At 68.8% G+C, this 16,731-nt stretch carries 17 protein-coding genes; 7 read left to right on the top strand and 10 right to left on the bottom strand.

The genetic code is table 11. The features are described from left to right. Window positions 1-52 precede the first annotated feature (52 nt). From mnmG to hemE, 7 genes are all read right to left on the bottom strand, one after another. Window positions 53-1,909, bottom strand: a complete 1,857-nt coding sequence (mnmG, locus tag B3E43_RS15220) for a tRNA uridine-5-carboxymethylaminomethyl(34) synthesis enzyme MnmG (protein WP_292031016.1) — start codon at window positions 1,907-1,909, stop codon at window positions 53-55. Between the two features lie 68 nt (window positions 1,910-1,977). Next, window positions 1,978-3,285 (bottom strand): tRNA uridine-5-carboxymethylaminomethyl(34) synthesis GTPase MnmE, encoded by a 1,308-nt coding sequence (gene mnmE / locus B3E43_RS15215; protein WP_292031013.1) that lies wholly within the window; start codon window positions 3,283-3,285, stop codon window positions 1,978-1,980. Between the two features lie 151 nt (window positions 3,286-3,436). After that, window positions 3,437-3,664, bottom strand: a complete 228-nt coding sequence (locus B3E43_RS15210; RefSeq protein WP_292031011.1) for a DUF6489 family protein — start codon at window positions 3,662-3,664, stop codon at window positions 3,437-3,439. A gap of 118 nt (window positions 3,665-3,782) precedes the next feature. Further along, window positions 3,783-5,195, bottom strand: coding sequence for a transcription termination factor Rho (gene rho, locus B3E43_RS15205; RefSeq protein ID WP_292031008.1), 1,413 nt, complete (start codon window positions 5,193-5,195; stop codon window positions 3,783-3,785). 207 nt (window positions 5,196-5,402) lie between these two features. Beyond that, window positions 5,403-5,873, bottom strand: coding sequence for a CopD family protein (locus tag B3E43_RS15200; protein ID WP_292031005.1), 471 nt, complete (start codon window positions 5,871-5,873; stop codon window positions 5,403-5,405). Beyond that, complete coding sequence (gene hemH / locus B3E43_RS15195; RefSeq protein WP_292031003.1) at window positions 5,870-6,925, bottom strand: ferrochelatase; 1,056 nt, start codon at window positions 6,923-6,925, stop codon at window positions 5,870-5,872. Before hemH ends, B3E43_RS15200 begins: the two co-directional genes overlap by 4 nt. Next, window positions 6,922-7,968 (bottom strand): uroporphyrinogen decarboxylase, encoded by a 1,047-nt coding sequence (hemE, locus tag B3E43_RS15190; protein ID WP_292031001.1) that lies wholly within the window; start codon window positions 7,966-7,968, stop codon window positions 6,922-6,924. Before hemE ends, hemH begins: the two co-directional genes overlap by 4 nt. A gap of 499 nt (window positions 7,969-8,467) precedes the next feature. Here hemE and B3E43_RS15185 point away from each other — a divergent pair, with 499 nt between their 5' ends. The 5 genes from B3E43_RS15185 to dnaQ are packed head-to-tail and all read left to right on the top strand — an operon-like array spanning window position 8,468 to window position 12,100. After that, on the top strand, window positions 8,468-9,337 hold the full coding sequence (locus B3E43_RS15185) for a pyruvate, water dikinase regulatory protein (protein WP_292030999.1): 870 nt from the start codon (window positions 8,468-8,470) through the stop codon (window positions 9,335-9,337). Further along, window positions 9,334-9,936: a Maf family protein gene (locus B3E43_RS15180; protein WP_414631366.1), complete on the top strand. Its 603-nt coding sequence runs from the start codon at window positions 9,334-9,336 to the stop codon at window positions 9,934-9,936. The genes B3E43_RS15185 and B3E43_RS15180 overlap by 4 nt, the downstream gene beginning before the upstream one ends. A gap of 2 nt (window positions 9,937-9,938) precedes the next feature. Further along, window positions 9,939-10,730 carry a shikimate dehydrogenase family protein gene (locus B3E43_RS15175; RefSeq protein WP_292030996.1) on the top strand — a complete coding sequence of 264 codons (792 nt, stop codon included), beginning with the start codon at window positions 9,939-9,941 and terminating at the stop codon, window positions 10,728-10,730. Next, window positions 10,727-11,368, top strand: a complete 642-nt coding sequence (coaE, locus tag B3E43_RS15170; RefSeq protein ID WP_292030993.1) for a dephospho-CoA kinase — start codon at window positions 10,727-10,729, stop codon at window positions 11,366-11,368. The genes B3E43_RS15175 and coaE overlap by 4 nt, the downstream gene beginning before the upstream one ends. Before the next feature lie 6 nt (window positions 11,369-11,374). Then, window positions 11,375-12,100, top strand: coding sequence for a DNA polymerase III subunit epsilon (dnaQ, locus tag B3E43_RS15165; RefSeq protein ID WP_292030991.1), 726 nt, complete (start codon window positions 11,375-11,377; stop codon window positions 12,098-12,100). 57 nt (window positions 12,101-12,157) lie between these two features. On the opposite strand, the gene secB is transcribed toward dnaQ, so the two are convergent. Next, window positions 12,158-12,667 (bottom strand): protein-export chaperone SecB, encoded by a 510-nt coding sequence (gene secB / locus B3E43_RS15160; RefSeq protein ID WP_292030989.1) that lies wholly within the window; start codon window positions 12,665-12,667, stop codon window positions 12,158-12,160. Window positions 12,668-12,864: 197 nt separating this feature from the next. Here secB and timA point away from each other — a divergent pair, with 197 nt between their 5' ends. Together timA and B3E43_RS15150 are read left to right on the top strand one after the other, a co-directional pair. Then, a complete protein-coding gene (gene timA / locus B3E43_RS15155; RefSeq protein ID WP_292030987.1) occupies window positions 12,865-13,503 on the top strand; it encodes a TIM44-related membrane protein TimA in 639 nt (212 codons plus the stop codon). Beyond that, window positions 13,500-14,645, top strand: a complete 1,146-nt coding sequence (locus B3E43_RS15150) for an MltA domain-containing protein (RefSeq protein ID WP_292030985.1) — start codon at window positions 13,500-13,502, stop codon at window positions 14,643-14,645. The genes timA and B3E43_RS15150 overlap by 4 nt, the downstream gene beginning before the upstream one ends. Here the strand turns inward: B3E43_RS15150 and B3E43_RS15145 are convergent. Then, entirely contained in the window at window positions 14,614-15,087 is a 474-nt protein-coding gene (locus tag B3E43_RS15145) for a hypothetical protein (RefSeq protein WP_292030983.1), read from the bottom strand. The genes B3E43_RS15150 and B3E43_RS15145 overlap by 32 nt on opposite strands. Continuing rightward, window positions 15,084-16,649 carry a helicase HerA-like domain-containing protein gene (locus tag B3E43_RS15140; protein WP_292030982.1) on the bottom strand — a complete coding sequence of 522 codons (1,566 nt, stop codon included), beginning with the start codon at window positions 16,647-16,649 and terminating at the stop codon, window positions 15,084-15,086. Before B3E43_RS15140 ends, B3E43_RS15145 begins: the two co-directional genes overlap by 4 nt. Window positions 16,650-16,731: the final 82 nt, after the last annotated feature.

The raw sequence follows: 16,731 nt of genomic DNA, 5'->3' as shown, positions 1-16,731 counted from the left end.
TGCGCCGGGGTGGCGGCGCGCAGGGTTTGAAAGCCGGCGGCGTCGAGCGTGCTCACGCCGGGACCTTCGCCTTCTTCACATGGGACAGAAGCGCCGTCAGCGCGCCCGGAGTCATGCCTTCGATGCGGCCGGCCTGACCGAGGGTCCGCGGCTGGATCAGGGTCAGTTTCTCTCGCACCTCATTCGAGAGGCTGCCGATGGCGGCGTAGTCGAGATCGACCGGCAGGGCGAGCGCCTCCTCGTGCCGCAGGGCCGCGGCGTCTGAAGCCTGGCGGTCCAGATAACCGGCGTAGCCCGCATCGATCTCGACCTGTTCGCGCACCTGCGGCGGCCAGTCGGCGATGGCCGGAAAGGCCGCCGTGAACTGGCGCAGATCCACGCCGGGAAAGGCCAGCAGGTCGCGGATCGAGCGGCGCTGGCCGTCGGCGTTGACGGCGATTCCGAAGGCCGCAGCCTCCTTGGGCGTGAAGGTCTCGCACCGGACGAAGGCCGTGGCCCGCGCCAATTCCGCCGCCTTGGCCTCGAACGCAGACTGGCGAACCGAAGAGACGATTCCGGCCTCGACGGCCAATGGAGTCAATCGTTGATCGGCATTGTCGGCGCGGAGCGTCAACCTGTACTCAGCCCGGCTGGTGAACATCCGGTAGGGCTCGGTCACCCCACGTGTGACCAGGTCGTCGACCATGACGCCGATATAGGCCTGGTCGCGGCCGAGGATGACAGGGTCGGAGCCCGCGGCGGCGCGGGCGGCGTTCAGTCCGGCCAGCAGGCCTTGCGCCCCCGCCTCCTCATAGCCCGTGGTGCCGTTGATCTGCCCGGCCAGATACAGGCCGGGCCGCTTCTTGACCTCAAGCGCCGGGGTAAGCTCGCGCGGGTCCACATAGTCATACTCGATCGCGTAGCCGAAGCGGAACACCTCGACCGCCTCCAGCCCCGGGATGGTGCGCAGGAAGGCCGACTGGGTCGCGTCCGAGACGGAAGTCGAGATGCCGTTCGGATAGACCGTCGGATCGTCGAGCCCCTCGGGCTCGAGGAAGATCTGATGCGAGGTCTTGTCGGCGAACCGGACCACCTTGTCCTCGATCGAGGGGCAGTAGCGCGGGCCGCGGCCGGACAGGTGGCCGCCGTAGACGGCGCTGTCGCCGAGGTTGTCGGCGATGATCCGGTGGGTCTCTTCAGTCGTTTGGGTGACCCCGCAGGCGATCTGGGGCACGTCGATCCGGTCGGTCAGGAAGCTGAAGGGCACGGGCTCTTCGTCGGCCTGCTGCATCTCCAGCCGGTCCCAGGCGATGGTCCGGCCGTCGAGCCTCGCCGGGGTGCCGGTCTTCAGCCGGCCCATCTGCAGGCCGGCGCCATAGAGGTCGACGGCCAGGCCGGTCGAGGGCGCCTCCCCATGACGGCCGGCGGGAATGCGCTGGTCGCCCTTGTGAATGACGCCGTTGAGGAAGGTGCCGGTCGTCAGGACCACCGCCCCGGCGCGCAGTTCGACCCCCTCGCCCGTCACCACACCGCCGACGCGGCCGCCGTCGAGGATCAGGCTCTCGGCCGTGCCCGCCATGAGCGAGAGGTTGGGCGTCTCCGCCAGCTCGGCCTGCATGGCTTCGCGATAGAGGCGGCGGTCGATCTGGCTGCGCGGTCCGCGTACGGCCGCGCCCTTGGAGCGGTTGAGCAGCCGGAACTGGATACCGGCCTTGTCGCCGAGCCGGGCCATCAGCCCGTCCATGGCGTCGATCTCGCGGACCAGATGGCCCTTGCCCAGGCCGCCGATGGCCGGGTTACAGGACATTTCGCCGATGGTTTCGAGCTTCTGCGTCAGCAGCACGGTGCGGGCACCCGCGCGCGCGGACGCCGCAGCGGCCTCACAGCCGGCGTGTCCTCCCCCGATAACGATAACGTCGAAACCTTTCATGGGCGGGCACATAGGGCAAATCCGGCCCTTCCGCCACCTTGGCCGTGCGGATGTTTCACGTGAAACGGCTACTTGCCGATGCAGAAGGTCGAGAAGACTTCACCGAGAATGTCCTCCACCCCGATCGCCCCCGTCACCCGGGCCAGGGCATCTGCCGCCCGGCGGAGGTCGTCGCCGGCCATTTCGGGTGCGACCTCCAGCGCGGCACGCCCCGCTTCGGCCGCGCAGAGCGCTTCGGCCAGGCGACGGCGATGTCTCTCCCGCGTGACTGCCGGAAAATCGGCGCCGGAGAGGTCCTGCGCCAGTCGAGCGGCGATCCAGTCGTGGAGTTCGGACAACCCCTGCCCGGTCGCGGTGCTGACCGACAATGTCTCGAACCCCTCGACGGCTCGACCGGCTCCAAGATCGGCCTTGGTCAGAACCAGCAGGTCGCTTGGGCGGGCAAACCCGGCGGCGTCCCCTTCTGCGTCGCCTGGGCCACGGATCCACAGACGCAGGTCAGCCGCCTCCGCCCGGGCCCGAGCCCGCCGCACGCCCTCGGCCTCAACCGGATCGGCGCTGTCGCGCAGGCCGGCGGTGTCGGACAGGGTCACGGCGAAGCCGCCGATGATCAGGTCGGCGTCGAGCACGTCGCGGGTCGTGCCCGCAATCGGGGTGACGATGGCCGCCTCGCGCGCGACCAGGGCGTTGAACAGAGAGGATTTTCCGGCGTTGGTCTCACCGATCAGGACGATGCGATAACCCTCGCGCACCCGTTCCCCCCGGCGGGCGTCGGCGAGCGCCGCCTTCAGGTCGGCGATCAACCGGTCCAGCACCGGCCCGGCGGACCGGGCGAGGTTGTCGGGCACTTCCTCGTCGGGAAAGTCGATCTCGGCCTCGACCAGAGCGAGGGCGGTCAGCAGGTCGCGGCGGAAGCCGGCGTAGGTCTGGCTCAACGCCCCGTCGAGTTGGCCCAGCGCCTGGCCGGCCTGGGCCGCGGTCTCGGCGTCGATCAGATCGGCCACAGCCTCGGCCTGGGCCAGGTCCATTCGGCCATTCTCAAAGGCCCGGCGGGTAAACTCGCCCGGGTCTGCCGGGCGCAGGCCCAGAGCGACCAGAGCGCCCGCCGCCGCCTCGACCACCGCCCGCCCGCCGTGGAGGTGGAGTTCGGCGCAAGCCTCGCCGGTGTAGGAGTTTGGAGCCGGAAAGCGCAGGACCAGGGCCTGGTCTATGGGTCGGCCATCGTGGGAGAGGTCACGCAGAGAGGCGAGGCGCGGCTTCAGGCCGCCGGCGCCGAGCGCTGTCAGGGCGGCGTCCGTTCCCGGACCGGACAGGCGCAGGATGGCGATAGCGCCCCGACCGGGCGGGGTGGCGAGGGCGAAGATGGTGTCGGTCATGCTGTGTCTCCTCCCCTTTCATGGGGGAGGCGGCGCGCCGCGTCAGCGGCGTGACGGAGGGGGCCGAACGCATCCGCCGGTGTCGAGGCTGGCCCCCTCCACCATCCTTCGGATGGTCCCCCTCCCCCATGAAGGGGGAGGAGACGTCGGGTCACGGCTTGACCGCGGCTTCCATCAGTTTGCGGAACTGGTCCTGGGCCTGCATGCCGAAACTGGTCCAGGTCTTCATCAGTTCGTCGGGCTGCATGGCCGTTATGTTCTCGTCCATGCGGCGCTTCATCTCGGCGACGAGATGATCGTTCAGCGGTTCGACATTGGGCAGGCCGAGGAAGGCGCGCGCCTCCTCCGGTGTGCATTCGACCTCGACATTGACCTTCATGACGTCTCCTTGCCCTGTCGTCGGACGCGCGGCGCCCGACTACTTGAGGGCGTGTTTCACGTGAAACAGGCCGGCCCTCAAGCCGCGAGCGACCGCGTCGCGAGCATAGGGCCCAAAATCACGTGTTCATCGACTGGAAGAAGTCCGCATTGTTCTTCGACTGGCGCAGCTTGTCGATGAGGAACTCGATCGCGTCCTGCGGGCCCATCGGGTTGAGGATGCGGCGCAGGACATAGGTCTTGGCCAGCTGGTCCTTCGGCGTGGTGAGCTCTTCCTTGCGGGTGCCGGACTTGAGCACGTCGATGGCCGGGAAGATCCGCTTGTCGGCGACCTTGCGGTCCAGCACGATTTCCGAGTTACCCGTGCCCTTGAACTCTTCGAAGATCACCTCGTCCATCCGCGAGCCCGTATCGATCAGGGCGGTGGCGATGATGGTCAGGGAACCGCCCTGCTCCACATTCCGCGCGGCGCCGAAGAACCGCTTCGGCCGCTGCAGGGCGTTGGCGTCGACGCCGCCGGTCAGGACCTTGCCCGACGACGGCACGGTGGCGTTGTAGGCCCGGCCCAGGCGCGTGATGGAATCGAGCAGGATGACGACATCCTTCTTGTGCTCGACCAGACGCTTGGCCTTCTCGATCACCATTTCGGCGACGGCGACGTGGCGGGTCGCCGGCTCGTCGAAGGTCGAGGCGATGACCTCGCCCTTCACCGTCCGCTGCATGTCGGTCACCTCTTCCGGGCGCTCATCGATCAGCAGGACGATGAGGAAGACCTCGGGGTGATTCTTCTCGATCGACTTGGCGATGTTCTGCAGCATGACCGTCTTGCCGACGCGCGGCGGGGCGACGATCAGGCAGCGCTGGCCCTTGCCGAGCGGAGCGACGATGTCGATGACCCGGCCCGAGCGGTCTTTCAGCGTCGGGTCCTGGATTTCCATATGCAGCCGCTCTTCGGGATAGAGCGGGGTCAGGTTGTCGAACAGGACCTTGGTCTTGACCGTCTCGGGGTCCTCGAAATTGATCGTGTCGACCTTGAGCAGGGCGAAATAGCGCTCGCCCTCGCGCGGGCCACGGACGGCGCCGTGGATGGTGTCGCCCGAGCGCAGGCCGAAGCGGCGGATCTGCGACGGCGAGACGTAAACATCGTCCGGACCCGGAAGATAATTGACGTCCGGACTGCGCAGGAAGCCGAAGCCGTCCGGCAGGATTTCGAGCACGCCGTCGGCGATGATCTCGACTTCTTCATCGGCCAGGGTCTTGAGGATGGCGAACAGCAGGTCTTGTTTGCGTAGATTGCCGGCGTTCTCGATCTCGAGGCTTTCGGCGAAGGCGACCAGGTCTTCCGGCGTCTTCTCGTTCAGCTCCTGCAAGGTGATGCGGCCATTGGGGACGATCGGTTCGCCGTCGTCATCCTCGTCGCCGGACTCCTGGTCGACCATCGGCAGGTCGGCGGCGGCCATCTCATTGCCGACCTCAGGCGCTTCGGCCTCGGCGGTCAGTTCGGCTTCGGGGGCGTCGGTGGGATCGGTCATGGCGTGCAATCATAATCATCGCCGCGAGACAGGGCGTCGCGCGGGCGGGAAAATCTGGCGATGTCTGGCCTTGCGGCCGGATGGAAGGGCGACGGGTCGTCCCGGCGAAATCGGCGGGCGTCGCAAAGAAGGGGGCCGCCCCAGACTCCTGCAGGGCGATCGCATTGAGCGAAACCACGCGGGGCCGGCTACGTCAAGCTGAGCGGCCTACCCGAAGGTCCACTGGGTCGTGACGGACAGCACCATCACGATGGCGATAACGAAGGGCACTTCGTTGGTCATGCGCCAGAAGCGGCCCGTCCGGACCGAAGTCCCGGATTGAATGCGCTTCAGCTCGCCGGCCAGGAAGCCGTGCCAGGCCGAAAGGGCGACGACCCCGGCGAGTTTGGCGACCATCCAGGGCTGGGCGAGAAAGCCCCAGCCGGCGCCGTATTCGAATATGTGGATGCCGATCATCCAGACACCGAAAATCCAGGCGGCGATCATCGAAGGGTTGATGATGATCTTCAGCAGGCGATGCTGCCAGGTCCGCAGCAGGCCGCGCATCTCCGTCCGCAGCGGCTCGGCCTTGTCCGCCTGCTCGGCGTCATAGGCATAGAGGCGCGGCAGGAAGAGCATGCCGGCCATCCAGGCGATAACGGCCAGGATATGCAGACCGCGCACGATCTCGAATGTCATGCCGCCCTCCGCTCGCACGTCCGGGGACAGGCCTTCCAGTCAGCCCGGCAACCGGGACCCCAGGGCGCCGTTTCCGTCCGCGACAGGGCCCCAACCACGGCATCGGCGAGGGTCTGGATGAAGGGGGCGGCCACGCCGACCGCGGGGCTGCGCAGATAGGGCGTCACCCCCTGCTCGTGCGCCAGCTCGGCGTATTCGATATCCAGCTCGACCAGTGTCTCGATATGTTCGGAGACGAAGGCGACGGGGGCGACCACGACGCCGACACCGTCCCGACCGGCCTGGGCGATGGCGTCAGGCGTCGACGGCCCCAGCCATTTCATCGGCCCGACGCGGCTCTGGTAGCAGATCGCCCAGGCACCTTCCGTCAACCCGGCCCGGACCGCGATGGCGGCGCAGGTCGATTCGATCTGCTCCTGATAGGGATCCCCCTTCTTCGCGATCAGGCTTTCGGGGATGCCGTGGGCCGAGAACAGGACGCGGACAGGCCGGTCGCCGGCCTCGGCCAGTTTCGCCCTCACACCATCGGCCTGCGCCTCGATCCAGCCTGGCGCCTCGGGATAGCAGCACACCGTCCGGCTGACGCCCGGCCCCGCATAGACCTCGCGCCAGGCCTTGAGCGAGGACTGTGTCGTGGTGGTCGAGAACTGCGGATAGAGCGGCAGCAGGACGATCTCGTCGGGCGCGAAGGCCGCCACCTCGGCCGCCGTCTGTTCGGTCAGGGGCGACCAGTAGCGCATGGCGATGAAGGCGCGGACCTCGTCCCCCGGCAGCATTCCGGTCAGGACCTCAGCCATCGCGGCGCCCTGACGGCGGGTCTCGGGCAACAGGGGCGAGCCGCCGCCCATCAGGGCGTAGTTGGCCTGGGCGCTGGTCTCGCGGCGGCTGGAGATCAACCGGGCCAGAACGGCGCGGAACGGGTTGGGCAGGCCGATGATGGCCGGGTCGCTGAACAGGTTGAACAGAAAGGGTTTGACGGACGCCTGATCGTCGGGCCCGCCGAGATTGAACAGCACCACTGCGACGCGGCGGCCGCCCGGGCTCCCGGTCATTGCGCACCGATCCGTTTCAGCACCTGTTCGACATGGGCGACCGGCACGTCCGGCAGGATGCCGTGGCCGAGGTTGAAGATCCACGGCCCCTGCCCCCAGGCCTCCAGCAGCTGATCGACGCGGCGGTCCAGAATCGGCCCCCCGGCGCGCAACAGCAGGGGGTCGAGCGCCCCCTGGATCGGCTTGATCGCCTGGACGCGTCTGCCGACCTCGAGCGGACAGGCGGTGTCGAGCGCCACGGCCTGGACGTCCACCTCGGCAGCGTAGCGCTCCGCCAGAGCGGCTGAACCGCGCGGGAAGCCGATCAGGGGGGTGGTGACGCCCAGTTCGCGAACCCGGCGCACCAGTGTCTGGTGTGGACGCAGGACCAGACTTTCGAACAGATCGTCAGGCAGTCCCTCAGCCCAACTCTCAAAGATCTTCAGCACCTGCGCGCCGGCGTCGGCCTGCATCTTCAGATAATGCGCCGTGGCCTCAACCAGAACGTCGAGCAGGGCCGCGACCTTCTCAGGTTCCGCATAGGCGTAGGTCCGGGCCTGTGCCCGTTCGCCCTTGCCGATGGTCCGGGCCGCGCCGTCGAGCATATAGGTGGCCACGGTCCAGGGCGCGCCGGCGAACCCGATCAAGGCCCGCTCAGGCTCCAGTTGCGACCGCACCAGCGACAGTGTCTGGCCGACCTGTTTCAGGGCCTCGCCGGCCCCTGCGGTGAGGTCATGCATGCCCTCGACGGGCGGCAAGGCGCCGAGCCGCGGCCCTTCGCCGGCCTCGAACCAGACCTCCTGGCCCAGGGCCTGCGGGATCAGCAGGATGTCCGCGAAGACGATGGCGGCGTCGAAGCCGAACCGTCGCATCGGCTGCAGGGTCGCCTCGGCGGCCTTCTCGTGATCGAGGCAGAAGGAGATGAAGTCCGGCGTCGTCGCCCGCAGAGCCCGGTACTCCGGCAGGTAGCGCCCGGCCTGACGCATGAACCATACGGGCGGTCGGGGCGTCGCCTCGCCGGCGAGAACCTTGAGCAACAGGGGCGTATCGGGGGAGGAGGTCATCTGACCCCGGTCCTACCGGGGGGCCGGGTTCGGCTCAACCCCGTCCCGTGTCGCACCCTTCCAATCCTTCTCAAGAAAAGAGTCTTGAGGTTTGGAAGTAGAAGGCAGGACCGGGGAAGACGGGGACAAACGGAGGGTTTGGACCGGTTCCGGACCGGTTTTCCGCAAACAGTCACAGTCGCCGGGGTGGCCCTCAACCGGGCTGGTGAAAGCGGGGATAAATCCTAACGAGGCCTTAACAGCGGGGCGGGAAGGGCAAGGAAGGAAGGCTCCGGCTGGGCGCCGTTAACGTCTCGTTAAGGATCTCCACAGGCGGATCGGCGGCCGCTGCCAGCCTTGGGATGAAAGACGCCACCGCATGGCGCCCCGTCCACCTCTGTCCCCGCTCGCGGCCCGCCTTAGTCGCCGCTATAGGAAATGACGCACGCTTCGGCCCGTATCGCCCCCCACTGGCGCCCCGGGCCGTCCACAGGAGTCTCGCAATCATGGACAGCCGCCGATGACGTCCGGCCGCGCCTCTGGCCCCACAAGGCTGGCGACCTATTTCCACGTCCATCTGGTGTCCGATTCCACCGGCGAGACCCTGAACGCCATGGCCAAGGCGGTTGTCGCCCGGTTCGACGGCGTCATTCCGATCGAGCACATCTACGCCCTGGTCCGCTCCGGCAAACAGATGGAGCGGGTGCTGGAGGAGGTGGGGGCCTCGCCCGGGGTCGTGCTGCACACCCTGGTCGACCGGGAACTGCGCGAACAGCTGGAAGCGGGTTGCCTCAGGCTGGACATGCCCCAGATCGCGGCGCTGGATCCCCTGGTCGGCGCCCTGTCGCGCTATCTGGGCGCCGCGCTTTCGACCCGGGTCGGGGCCCAGCACGCGCTGGACACCGACTATTTCAACCGCATCGCCGCGCTCGACTACGCGATGGCCCATGACGATGGCCAGGGCACGGCGGTCCAGCTCGAGGGGGCCGACGTGGTCCTCTGCGGGGTCAGCCGGACGTCCAAGACCCCGACCTGCATCTATCTGGCCCACCGGGGCATCCGCGCCGCCAATGTGCCGCTGGTGCCGGGGCAGGAGGACGGAGAACGCCTCGTCGGGTTGAAGAACCCGCTGGTGGTGGGCCTGACCGTGTCGCCGGACAGGCTGGTGCAGATCCGCCGCAACCGGCTGGAGGGGCTCAATGCCGACCGGGCCAGTTCCTATGTCGACCACGAGGCGGTGCGCGAAGAGACGGTCAAGGCCCGGCGCGCGTTTGAACGCCGTGGCTGGCCGGTCATCGACGTCACCCGGCGCTCGGTCGAGGAAACGGCGGCGGCCATCATCAATCTGTTGAATGAACGCCGCACCCGGCGGTTGGGAGCGGCCTGGTGAGCGCGCCGACGGAACGGCTGGTGCTGGCGTCCAGGAGCGCGGCGCGGCGGGGAATGCTGACGGACGCCGGCGTTCCGTTCTCGGTTCAGGTCGCCGATGTGGACGAGGACGCGGTCAAGGCCACGCATGATCCGGCCGACGCCGCGGGCCTGGCGGCAGAGCTGGCAAGGGTCAAGGCGCTGGCGGTGTCGCGCCATGACGGTGACGCCTGGGTGCTCGGGGCGGATCAGACCCTGTCCTTTGACGGCGGTCTGGTGTCCAAGGCCGGCTCGCTCGAGGCGGCGCGGGCGCGGCTGATGGCCATGCGTGGCAAGGTCCATCATCTGCATTCGGGCGCGGCCCTCGCCCGCAACGGCCAGATCGTCTGGTCCGGGGTGGATACGGCGACCATGCGGGTGCGCGATTTCTCCGACGCCTTCCTCGACGCCTATCTCGCGGCCGAGGGCGAAGGGCTGCTGGCCTGCGTCGGCTCCTACCGGCTGGAGGGAATGGGGTCACAGCTGTTCGAGGCGGTGGAGGGCGACTATTTCAGCGTCCTGGGTCTCCCGCTGTGGCCGGTGCTGGCCGAGCTGCGCCGGGCCGGGGTGCTGAAGTCGTGACGATGCTGGCGGGCGTCGCGGGCCAGCCGATCGCCCATTCCCTGAGCCCGTTGATCCACACCGCCTGGATCACGGCGGCCGGGCTGGAAGCCGACTATCGCGCCTTCGCACCGGCGGATGCGGCGGATTTCGCCGCCCTGGTCGCCGACGGCCGGGCCGGGCGGCTGCGGGGGCTGAACGTCACCGCCCCGTTCAAGGAACAGGCGCTGGCGTTGGCGGACGAGGCGAGCGCGACGGCCATGACCTGCGGCTCGGCCAATCTGCTGCTGTTCGGAGACGGCCAGGTCCGGGCCGACAGCACCGACGGGGCGGGTCTGATGGCGGCGCTGGCCGAACAGGCGCCGCAGCTGGATGTGCGTGGCCAGAGCGTCGTCGTTCTGGGCGCGGGCGGCGCGGCGCGGGCGGCTGTCGCGGCGCTCAAAGCAGCCGGCGCGAACGTGGGGGTGCTCAACCGGACTCGTGCGCGGGCCGAGGCGCTGGCCGGGGAACTTGGCGCCGCTGTGGTTGAGGTGACGGCGCTGAGCGAGGCGGCGCTGGTGGTCAACGCCCTGAGCGTATCGCCCGGGATCGACGTGTCCCGGTTGCGGGATGACGCAGTTCTGATGGACATGACCTACCGGCCGCTGATCACGTCCTTCCTGATGCAGGGTCGAAGCCGGGGGCTGGCCACCGTAGATGGCCTGGCCATGCTGATCGGCCAGGCGCGACCGTCATTCCAGGCTATCTTCGGGATCGAACCGCCCGCGATCGACGTCCGGGCAGCGGCGCTGACAGCGCTGGGAGAGACGCCATGATCGTGCTCGGTCTGACCGGCTCCATCGGCATGGGCAAGTCGACGACGACGGCCATGTTCGCCGATGCCGGCGCCCTGGTCTGGAACGCCGACGACGCCGTGCACCGGCTATATGCCCGGGGCGGGGCGGCCGTCGGGCCGGTCGGCGAAGCGTTTCCGGGCGTGGTGGCGGACGGCGCGGTCGATCGGGCCCGGCTGGCGGAAGCGCTGGGACAGGATGGCGAGGCCTTCCGGCGGCTGGAGGCCATCGTCCATCCGCTGGTGCTGAAGGGACGGCTTGAGGATCTGGCGGCGGCAGAGGCGCGGGGCGTGAAGCTGGCGGTACTGGATATTCCGCTGCTGTTCGAGACGGGCGGCGATGCGGCCGTGGATGCGGTGGTGGTGGTGACCGCCCCGGCCGCGGTTCAGGCGGAGCGGGTTCTGGCCCGGCCCGGCATGACCCGCGAGCGGTTCGAGGCCATTCTGGCGCGTCAGCTGCCGGACGCGGAGAAGCGCCGCCGGGCCGATTTCGTCATCGACACCAGCGTCGGGCTGGAGGCGGCGCGGGCGCGGGTGGACGAAATCGTGGGGATGGTTCTGGCTGAAGGGTGGACGCCGCCCCGGCACGGCCTTCCGAAAGCCGGCGAACCATCGCAATAACCATCCATGTCCCGCGAAATCGTCCTTGATACCGAGACCACCGGCTTCGACCCGCGCACGGGCGACCGGATGATCGAGGTCGGCTGTATCGAGATCGAGGACCTGCTGCCGACGGGCCGCACCTTCCACCGGCTGATCAACCCCGAGCGGCTGATCCCCGCCGACGCCATCCGCGTTCACGGCATCACCGATGACAAGGTGAAGGACGCGCCGAAATTCGCCGAGATCGTCATCGACCTGTGCGACTTCATCGGTGACGCGCCGATCATCGCCCACAACGCCCAGTTTGACCGCAATTTCATCGACCACGAGTTCGGCCGCTGCGGCCGGGCCCTGTTCCCTGAAGACCGCTGGATCGACACGCTGAAACTGGCCCAGACCCGGTTTCCGGGCATGGCCAATTCGCTGGACGCCCTGTGCAAGCGGTTCAAGGTCTCCCTGGTCGAGCGGACCCTGCACGGCGCCCTGATCGACGCCCGCCTGCTGGCCGAGGTCTATCTGGAGCTCAAGGGCGGCAAGGAGCGCCGGCTTGATCTGTCGGCCTCGCGCGCGACGGTCGCCGCCGCGGCGGCCGTGGCCGCCCAGGGCTATGGACCGCGTCCCCGGCCGCTGCCTGCACGCACCAGCGAGGCGGAACAGGCCGCGCATCTGGCCTTCCTTCAGGCGAACCTGAAGGACCGGTCGCTGTGGGAAGCCTATGGGCTGGACATGGAAAAGGCGTCCGCCGCCTGACGGACGCCTTTTGTGGCTCTGTCGCCCGCCGCGCGGCGGCGGGCTGCTTGAGAGCGTTTAGGCCTGACCCGCGTCCGCCGGTCCGCGCGCAATCGACTGCTGGCGGGCGACATAGATGCCGGCGAAATCGATCGGGTCCAGCATGAAGGGCGGGTAGAAGCCGCCGTCCGAGGTGGCGCGGGCGATGATCTCGCGGGCGAACGGGAACAGATAGCGCGGGCATTCGATCAGCAGCAGCGGTTCGATGTCCTGCTCCGGCACGCCCTGCAGGGCGAAGAGGCCGCCGTACAGCAGCTCGACATTGAAGACCGTCATGGCATCGGTGGTGGCCTTGATGGTCAGGCGCAGATCAACCTCGAACAGGCCGTCGGGACGGCCCTGGGCGTTCATCTCGACGCCCATGTCGATGGCCGGCTTGCCGTCGACGCGCAGGCTGTCGGGCGCCTTGGGGTTCTCGAAGGACAGATCCTTGACGTATTGCGCGACGATGCGGAAGCCGGGGCCTTGCGGTCCTTGCGGCGCGGCGTCGGCGGGTTTGGCGTCAGAGGGAGGCGCGGCGTCGGTCATCGGTCGGGTCTGTCTGAAAGAGTGGTCGACGCCGGAATAAGGCGCCGGGAAGGCGCGGCGACTAGCACGAGGCGCCGGGTGCGGCAACGATGCTCACCCCCGCAATGAGGCGGTTGCGGTTGCGCGTGCCTATATCAGCCCCTAATCGTCTGTCGTTGCGCCCGGTCCCCCCGCCGGCCGCCCATCAAGGTTCGCCAGTGCCGCCGGTTCAAATCCAGATCGTCATCTTCGCCGTCATCGCGGCCGTGGTCCTGTTCCAGCTCTATAATGTGCTGGGCAAGAAGGTCGGCCGCCAGCCGGAAGAGGATGCCCGCGCGAAGCCCGCCCCGACTCCGGGCGCCGCGGCGGCGGACCAGTCTGCGGGACGGCCTCATGTGCTGGACGCCGTCACCCTGGCTTCGATCGCCGGTCTGAAGGCGCGCGATCCGGCCTTCGACCCGGTGCGCTTCCTCGAAGGCGCGCGCCAGGCGCATGAGACCATCGTCCGCGCCTATGCCGCCGGCGACCGCGAGACCCTGAAACCCCTGCTGACCCCCACTGTCATGGCCTCGTTCGAGGCCGGCATAGCCGCCCGCGAGACCCGGGGTGAGACCGAGGTCGCCGAATTCCTCCATCCGGCCCGCGCCGATCTGGAGCAGGCCTCGGCTGAAGAGAACCGCGCCATTGCCAAGGTCCGCTTCCTGGCCGAGCTGCGCAATACGGTGACCCCCTCCGACGCGGCCGCCGAGCCGCAGGTCGAGGAACGCCGCGTGGCCGAGCTGTGGACCTTTGAACGCACCCTCGGCGCCAGCGATCCGAACTGGGTCCTGGCCCGCACCGAGCCCGCCACGGCATGATCTGCGGCGGCGCGCGCCGTCGGGGACTCTTCGGGACGGCCGTCCTTGTCGGCCTCGTACTGACGCTCGCAGCCTGCGCCACGACGCCGGCCGTTCCGCCGCCGCCGCCGGCGCTGCCGGAAACCCCTCCTCCTGCCCCCTCGCCGTCACCCGGCCCTCCCCCCGCGCGTGAGGGGCCGAGCCCTGCGACCCTGCCCGGCTGGAACGACGAGGACCATCTGGCCGCCTTCGAGGCCTGGGCCGACGGCTGCCGGGTCGCGCGCGACGCCGCCTCGCGGATCCAGTGCGACCGGGCCATGCACATCAAACAGACCTCGAAGCCGGTGACGCCCTCGGCGGCGCGCGCCTTTCTCGAAAGCGGCTTCACCGTCGTGGCGGCGCGGACGGCGGATGGCGGGCCGGGGCTGCTGACCTCCTATTTCGCGCCGGAATACGCCGCCCGCCGCGCTCCCGACGCCGAGTTCGACGTGCCGATCCTGCCCCGCCCTTCAGGCTGGGCCCGCGGCGACGTCATGGCCGTGCGCGCCGATATCGAGGCGGCGCCGCGTGAGGCGCTGGAGGCCGAGGCTCTCGCCTGGATGCGGGCCGAGGACCTTTTCTTCATGCAGATCCAGGGCTCGGGCTATCTGACCTTCGAGGACGGCTCGCGGGCCCGCGCCGCCTACGCCGGCGACAACGGCCGGCCCTTCGTCGGCATCGCCCGGCCGATGACGGAACAGGGCCTGCTGCCGGCCAACGGCACCTCCGGCGAGGCCATCCGCGCCTGGCTGGCGGCGCATCGCGGGCCGGAGGCGCGGGCGGTGATGGCGCTGAACCCGCGCTACATCTTCTTCGCCATGGACCCCGATGACGGCGGCCATCCGAACGGCGCGGCGGGCATTCCCCTGACCGCCCGCCGCTCGATCGCCGTCGATCCGGCGCACTGGCGCTATGGCGATCTGGTGTGGATTTCAGCCGACGGCGGCAATCTGCGCGGCGCCCGGGCCAGCTATCAAGGGCTGGTCGTGGCGCTCGACACCGGCTCCGCCATCCGCGGCCCGGTGAGAGCCGACTTCTACATGGGTCGCGGCGCTGAGGCGGGCGAGGAGGCGGGCGCGGTGCGTCACCCCCTCAGGATGTGGCGGCTGGTTCCGCGGCCCTGAAACCAGTCAAGGCCGGCGGATATTCGATCAGCTCGTCGATCCGGCCGACGATGTCTGAGATCTGCGGACGGGTGTTGCCTTCAACCGGGTCGAATTCGGGGTCGAAAGTGAACTCGCCCGCGTCGAAGGCCAGATAGACCGCCCAAGACAGCTGCGTGTGGAAGTCCGTCAGGTTTGATGTTCCGCCGGACGCTTCGGCCTGCGCTACCCAGTGGAGATTGTTGGCGATCATGTCGGCGAAACCGAAAGTCAGGCGTCCGGAATCGAAACCGAACGCCAACCACGCCGCCACGACGTCACAGATCTGGCGCCGGGACAGGCCGGTTGCCTGCATCCATTCCTCGGCGACATGAAGCTGAAGGCTATAGCTGTGCTCGGGATCGCTCGCGTCACCGGACCGCAGCCATTCAAGGTGGGTGTGGATGATCCCGAGGGCGCTCACCGCCGTCTCAAACCGCCCAGCACGCCGCGCAGGATTTCCCGGGTCAGGGTCGAGCCCGCCGTGCGCAGAACGGATTTGGTCATGGCCTCCACCGGCGTCTCGCGCGTCGATCGGCGGGCCGGGGCCCGGGGGCGGGCGGCTTCGCGGTCGTAGCGGGCCTGTTCGCGCGCTTCGATCTTCTCGCGGGCAGCGGCGGCTTTTTCGGCCTCCTTCGCGGCTGCGGCGTCGGCCTTGGCCCGGGCCTCGGCCAGTTTGGCGTCGGCCGTGGCCTGATCGGCCTCGCCACGGCGGGCGGCGAGGACTTCCTCGGCGGATTCGCGGTCGATGACGGCCTCATAGAGGCCGCGCACGGGGCTGGCGGCCATGACGGCGGCGCGTTCGGCGTCGGTGGCGGGGCCGAGGCGGCTGTCCGGCGGGCGGATCAGGGTGCGGGCCACGACATGGGGCGCGCCCTTCTCGTCGAGGGTCGAGACCAGGGCCTCGCCGACGCCCAGACCCTGGATGGCCTCGGCGGTGTCGAAGGCGGGATTGACGCGGAAACTGTCGGACGCCGCCTTCAGTCCGCGCTGTTCTGCCGGGGTGTAGGCGCGCAGGGCATGCTGGATGCGGTTGCCCAGCTGGGCCAGGACGCTGTCGGGGATGTCGGCCGGGTTCTGGGTGACGAAATAGACCCCGACGCCCTTGGAGCGGATCAGGCGCACGACCTGTTCGACCTTCTCCCTCAGCGCATCCGGCGTGTCATTGAACAGCAGATGGGCCTCATCAAAGAAGAAGACGAGGCGCGGCTTTTCCGGGTCGCCGACCTCGGGCAGCTGTTCGAACAGTTCCGACAGCAGCCACAGCAGGAAGGCGGCGTAGAGGCGCGGACTGGCCATCAGCTTCGTGGCGTCCAGCACATTGACCTGCCCCCGGCCGTCCAGACCGGTGCGCATCATGTCCTCCAGTCGCAGGGCCGGTTCGCCGAAGAAGGCCTTGCCGCCCTGTTGCTCGAGCTGGAGGATCGAGCGCTGGATGGCGGCGATGGAGGCGGGCGCGACATTGCCGACCTCGCGGCCGATGCGCTCGGCGTTCTCGCCGACATGGACCAGCATGGCGCGCAGGTCGTCGAGGTCGAGCAGCAGCAGGCCTTCCTTGTCGGCGACGTGGAAGACGACCGAGAGCACACCCTCCTGCACATCGTTGAGGTTCAGCATCCGGGCCAGAAGCAGGGGGCCGATCTCGCTGACCGTTGTGCGGATCGGGTGGCCCTTGAGGCCGTAAAGGTCCCAGAACACCGTCGGGGCGGCGCGCGGCGTCAGGGTCAGGCCCATGCCGGCGGCGCGGGCCAGCAGCTTCTCATTGGGCGAACCCGGCACGCAGATGCCTGACAGATCGCCCTTCACATCGGCGCAAAAGACCGGAACGCCTGCGTCGGAAAAGCCCTGGGCCATGATCTGCAGCGTGACCGTCTTGCCGGTGCCGGTCGCGCCGGCGACGACGCCGTGGCGGTTGGCGCGATGAAACAGCAGTTGTTCCGGCTTTTCGGATTGGCCGAGGAACAGGCCGGGGGCGGCGTCAGTCATGGGAACTCCGTGCGGGGGGCGGCGCTCATGCTCTACCGGCGGCGTGAATGGTTCAAGGCTGGATTGACGCCGACCGTACGGA

This window comes from Brevundimonas sp. UBA2416, assembly GCF_002343105.1.
In the GTDB taxonomy this organism is placed as follows: Bacteria; Pseudomonadota; Alphaproteobacteria; order Caulobacterales; family Caulobacteraceae; genus Brevundimonas.
Note: the sequence above shows the minus strand (reverse complement) of the source record. Positions and strands in the feature narration are given on the sequence as shown.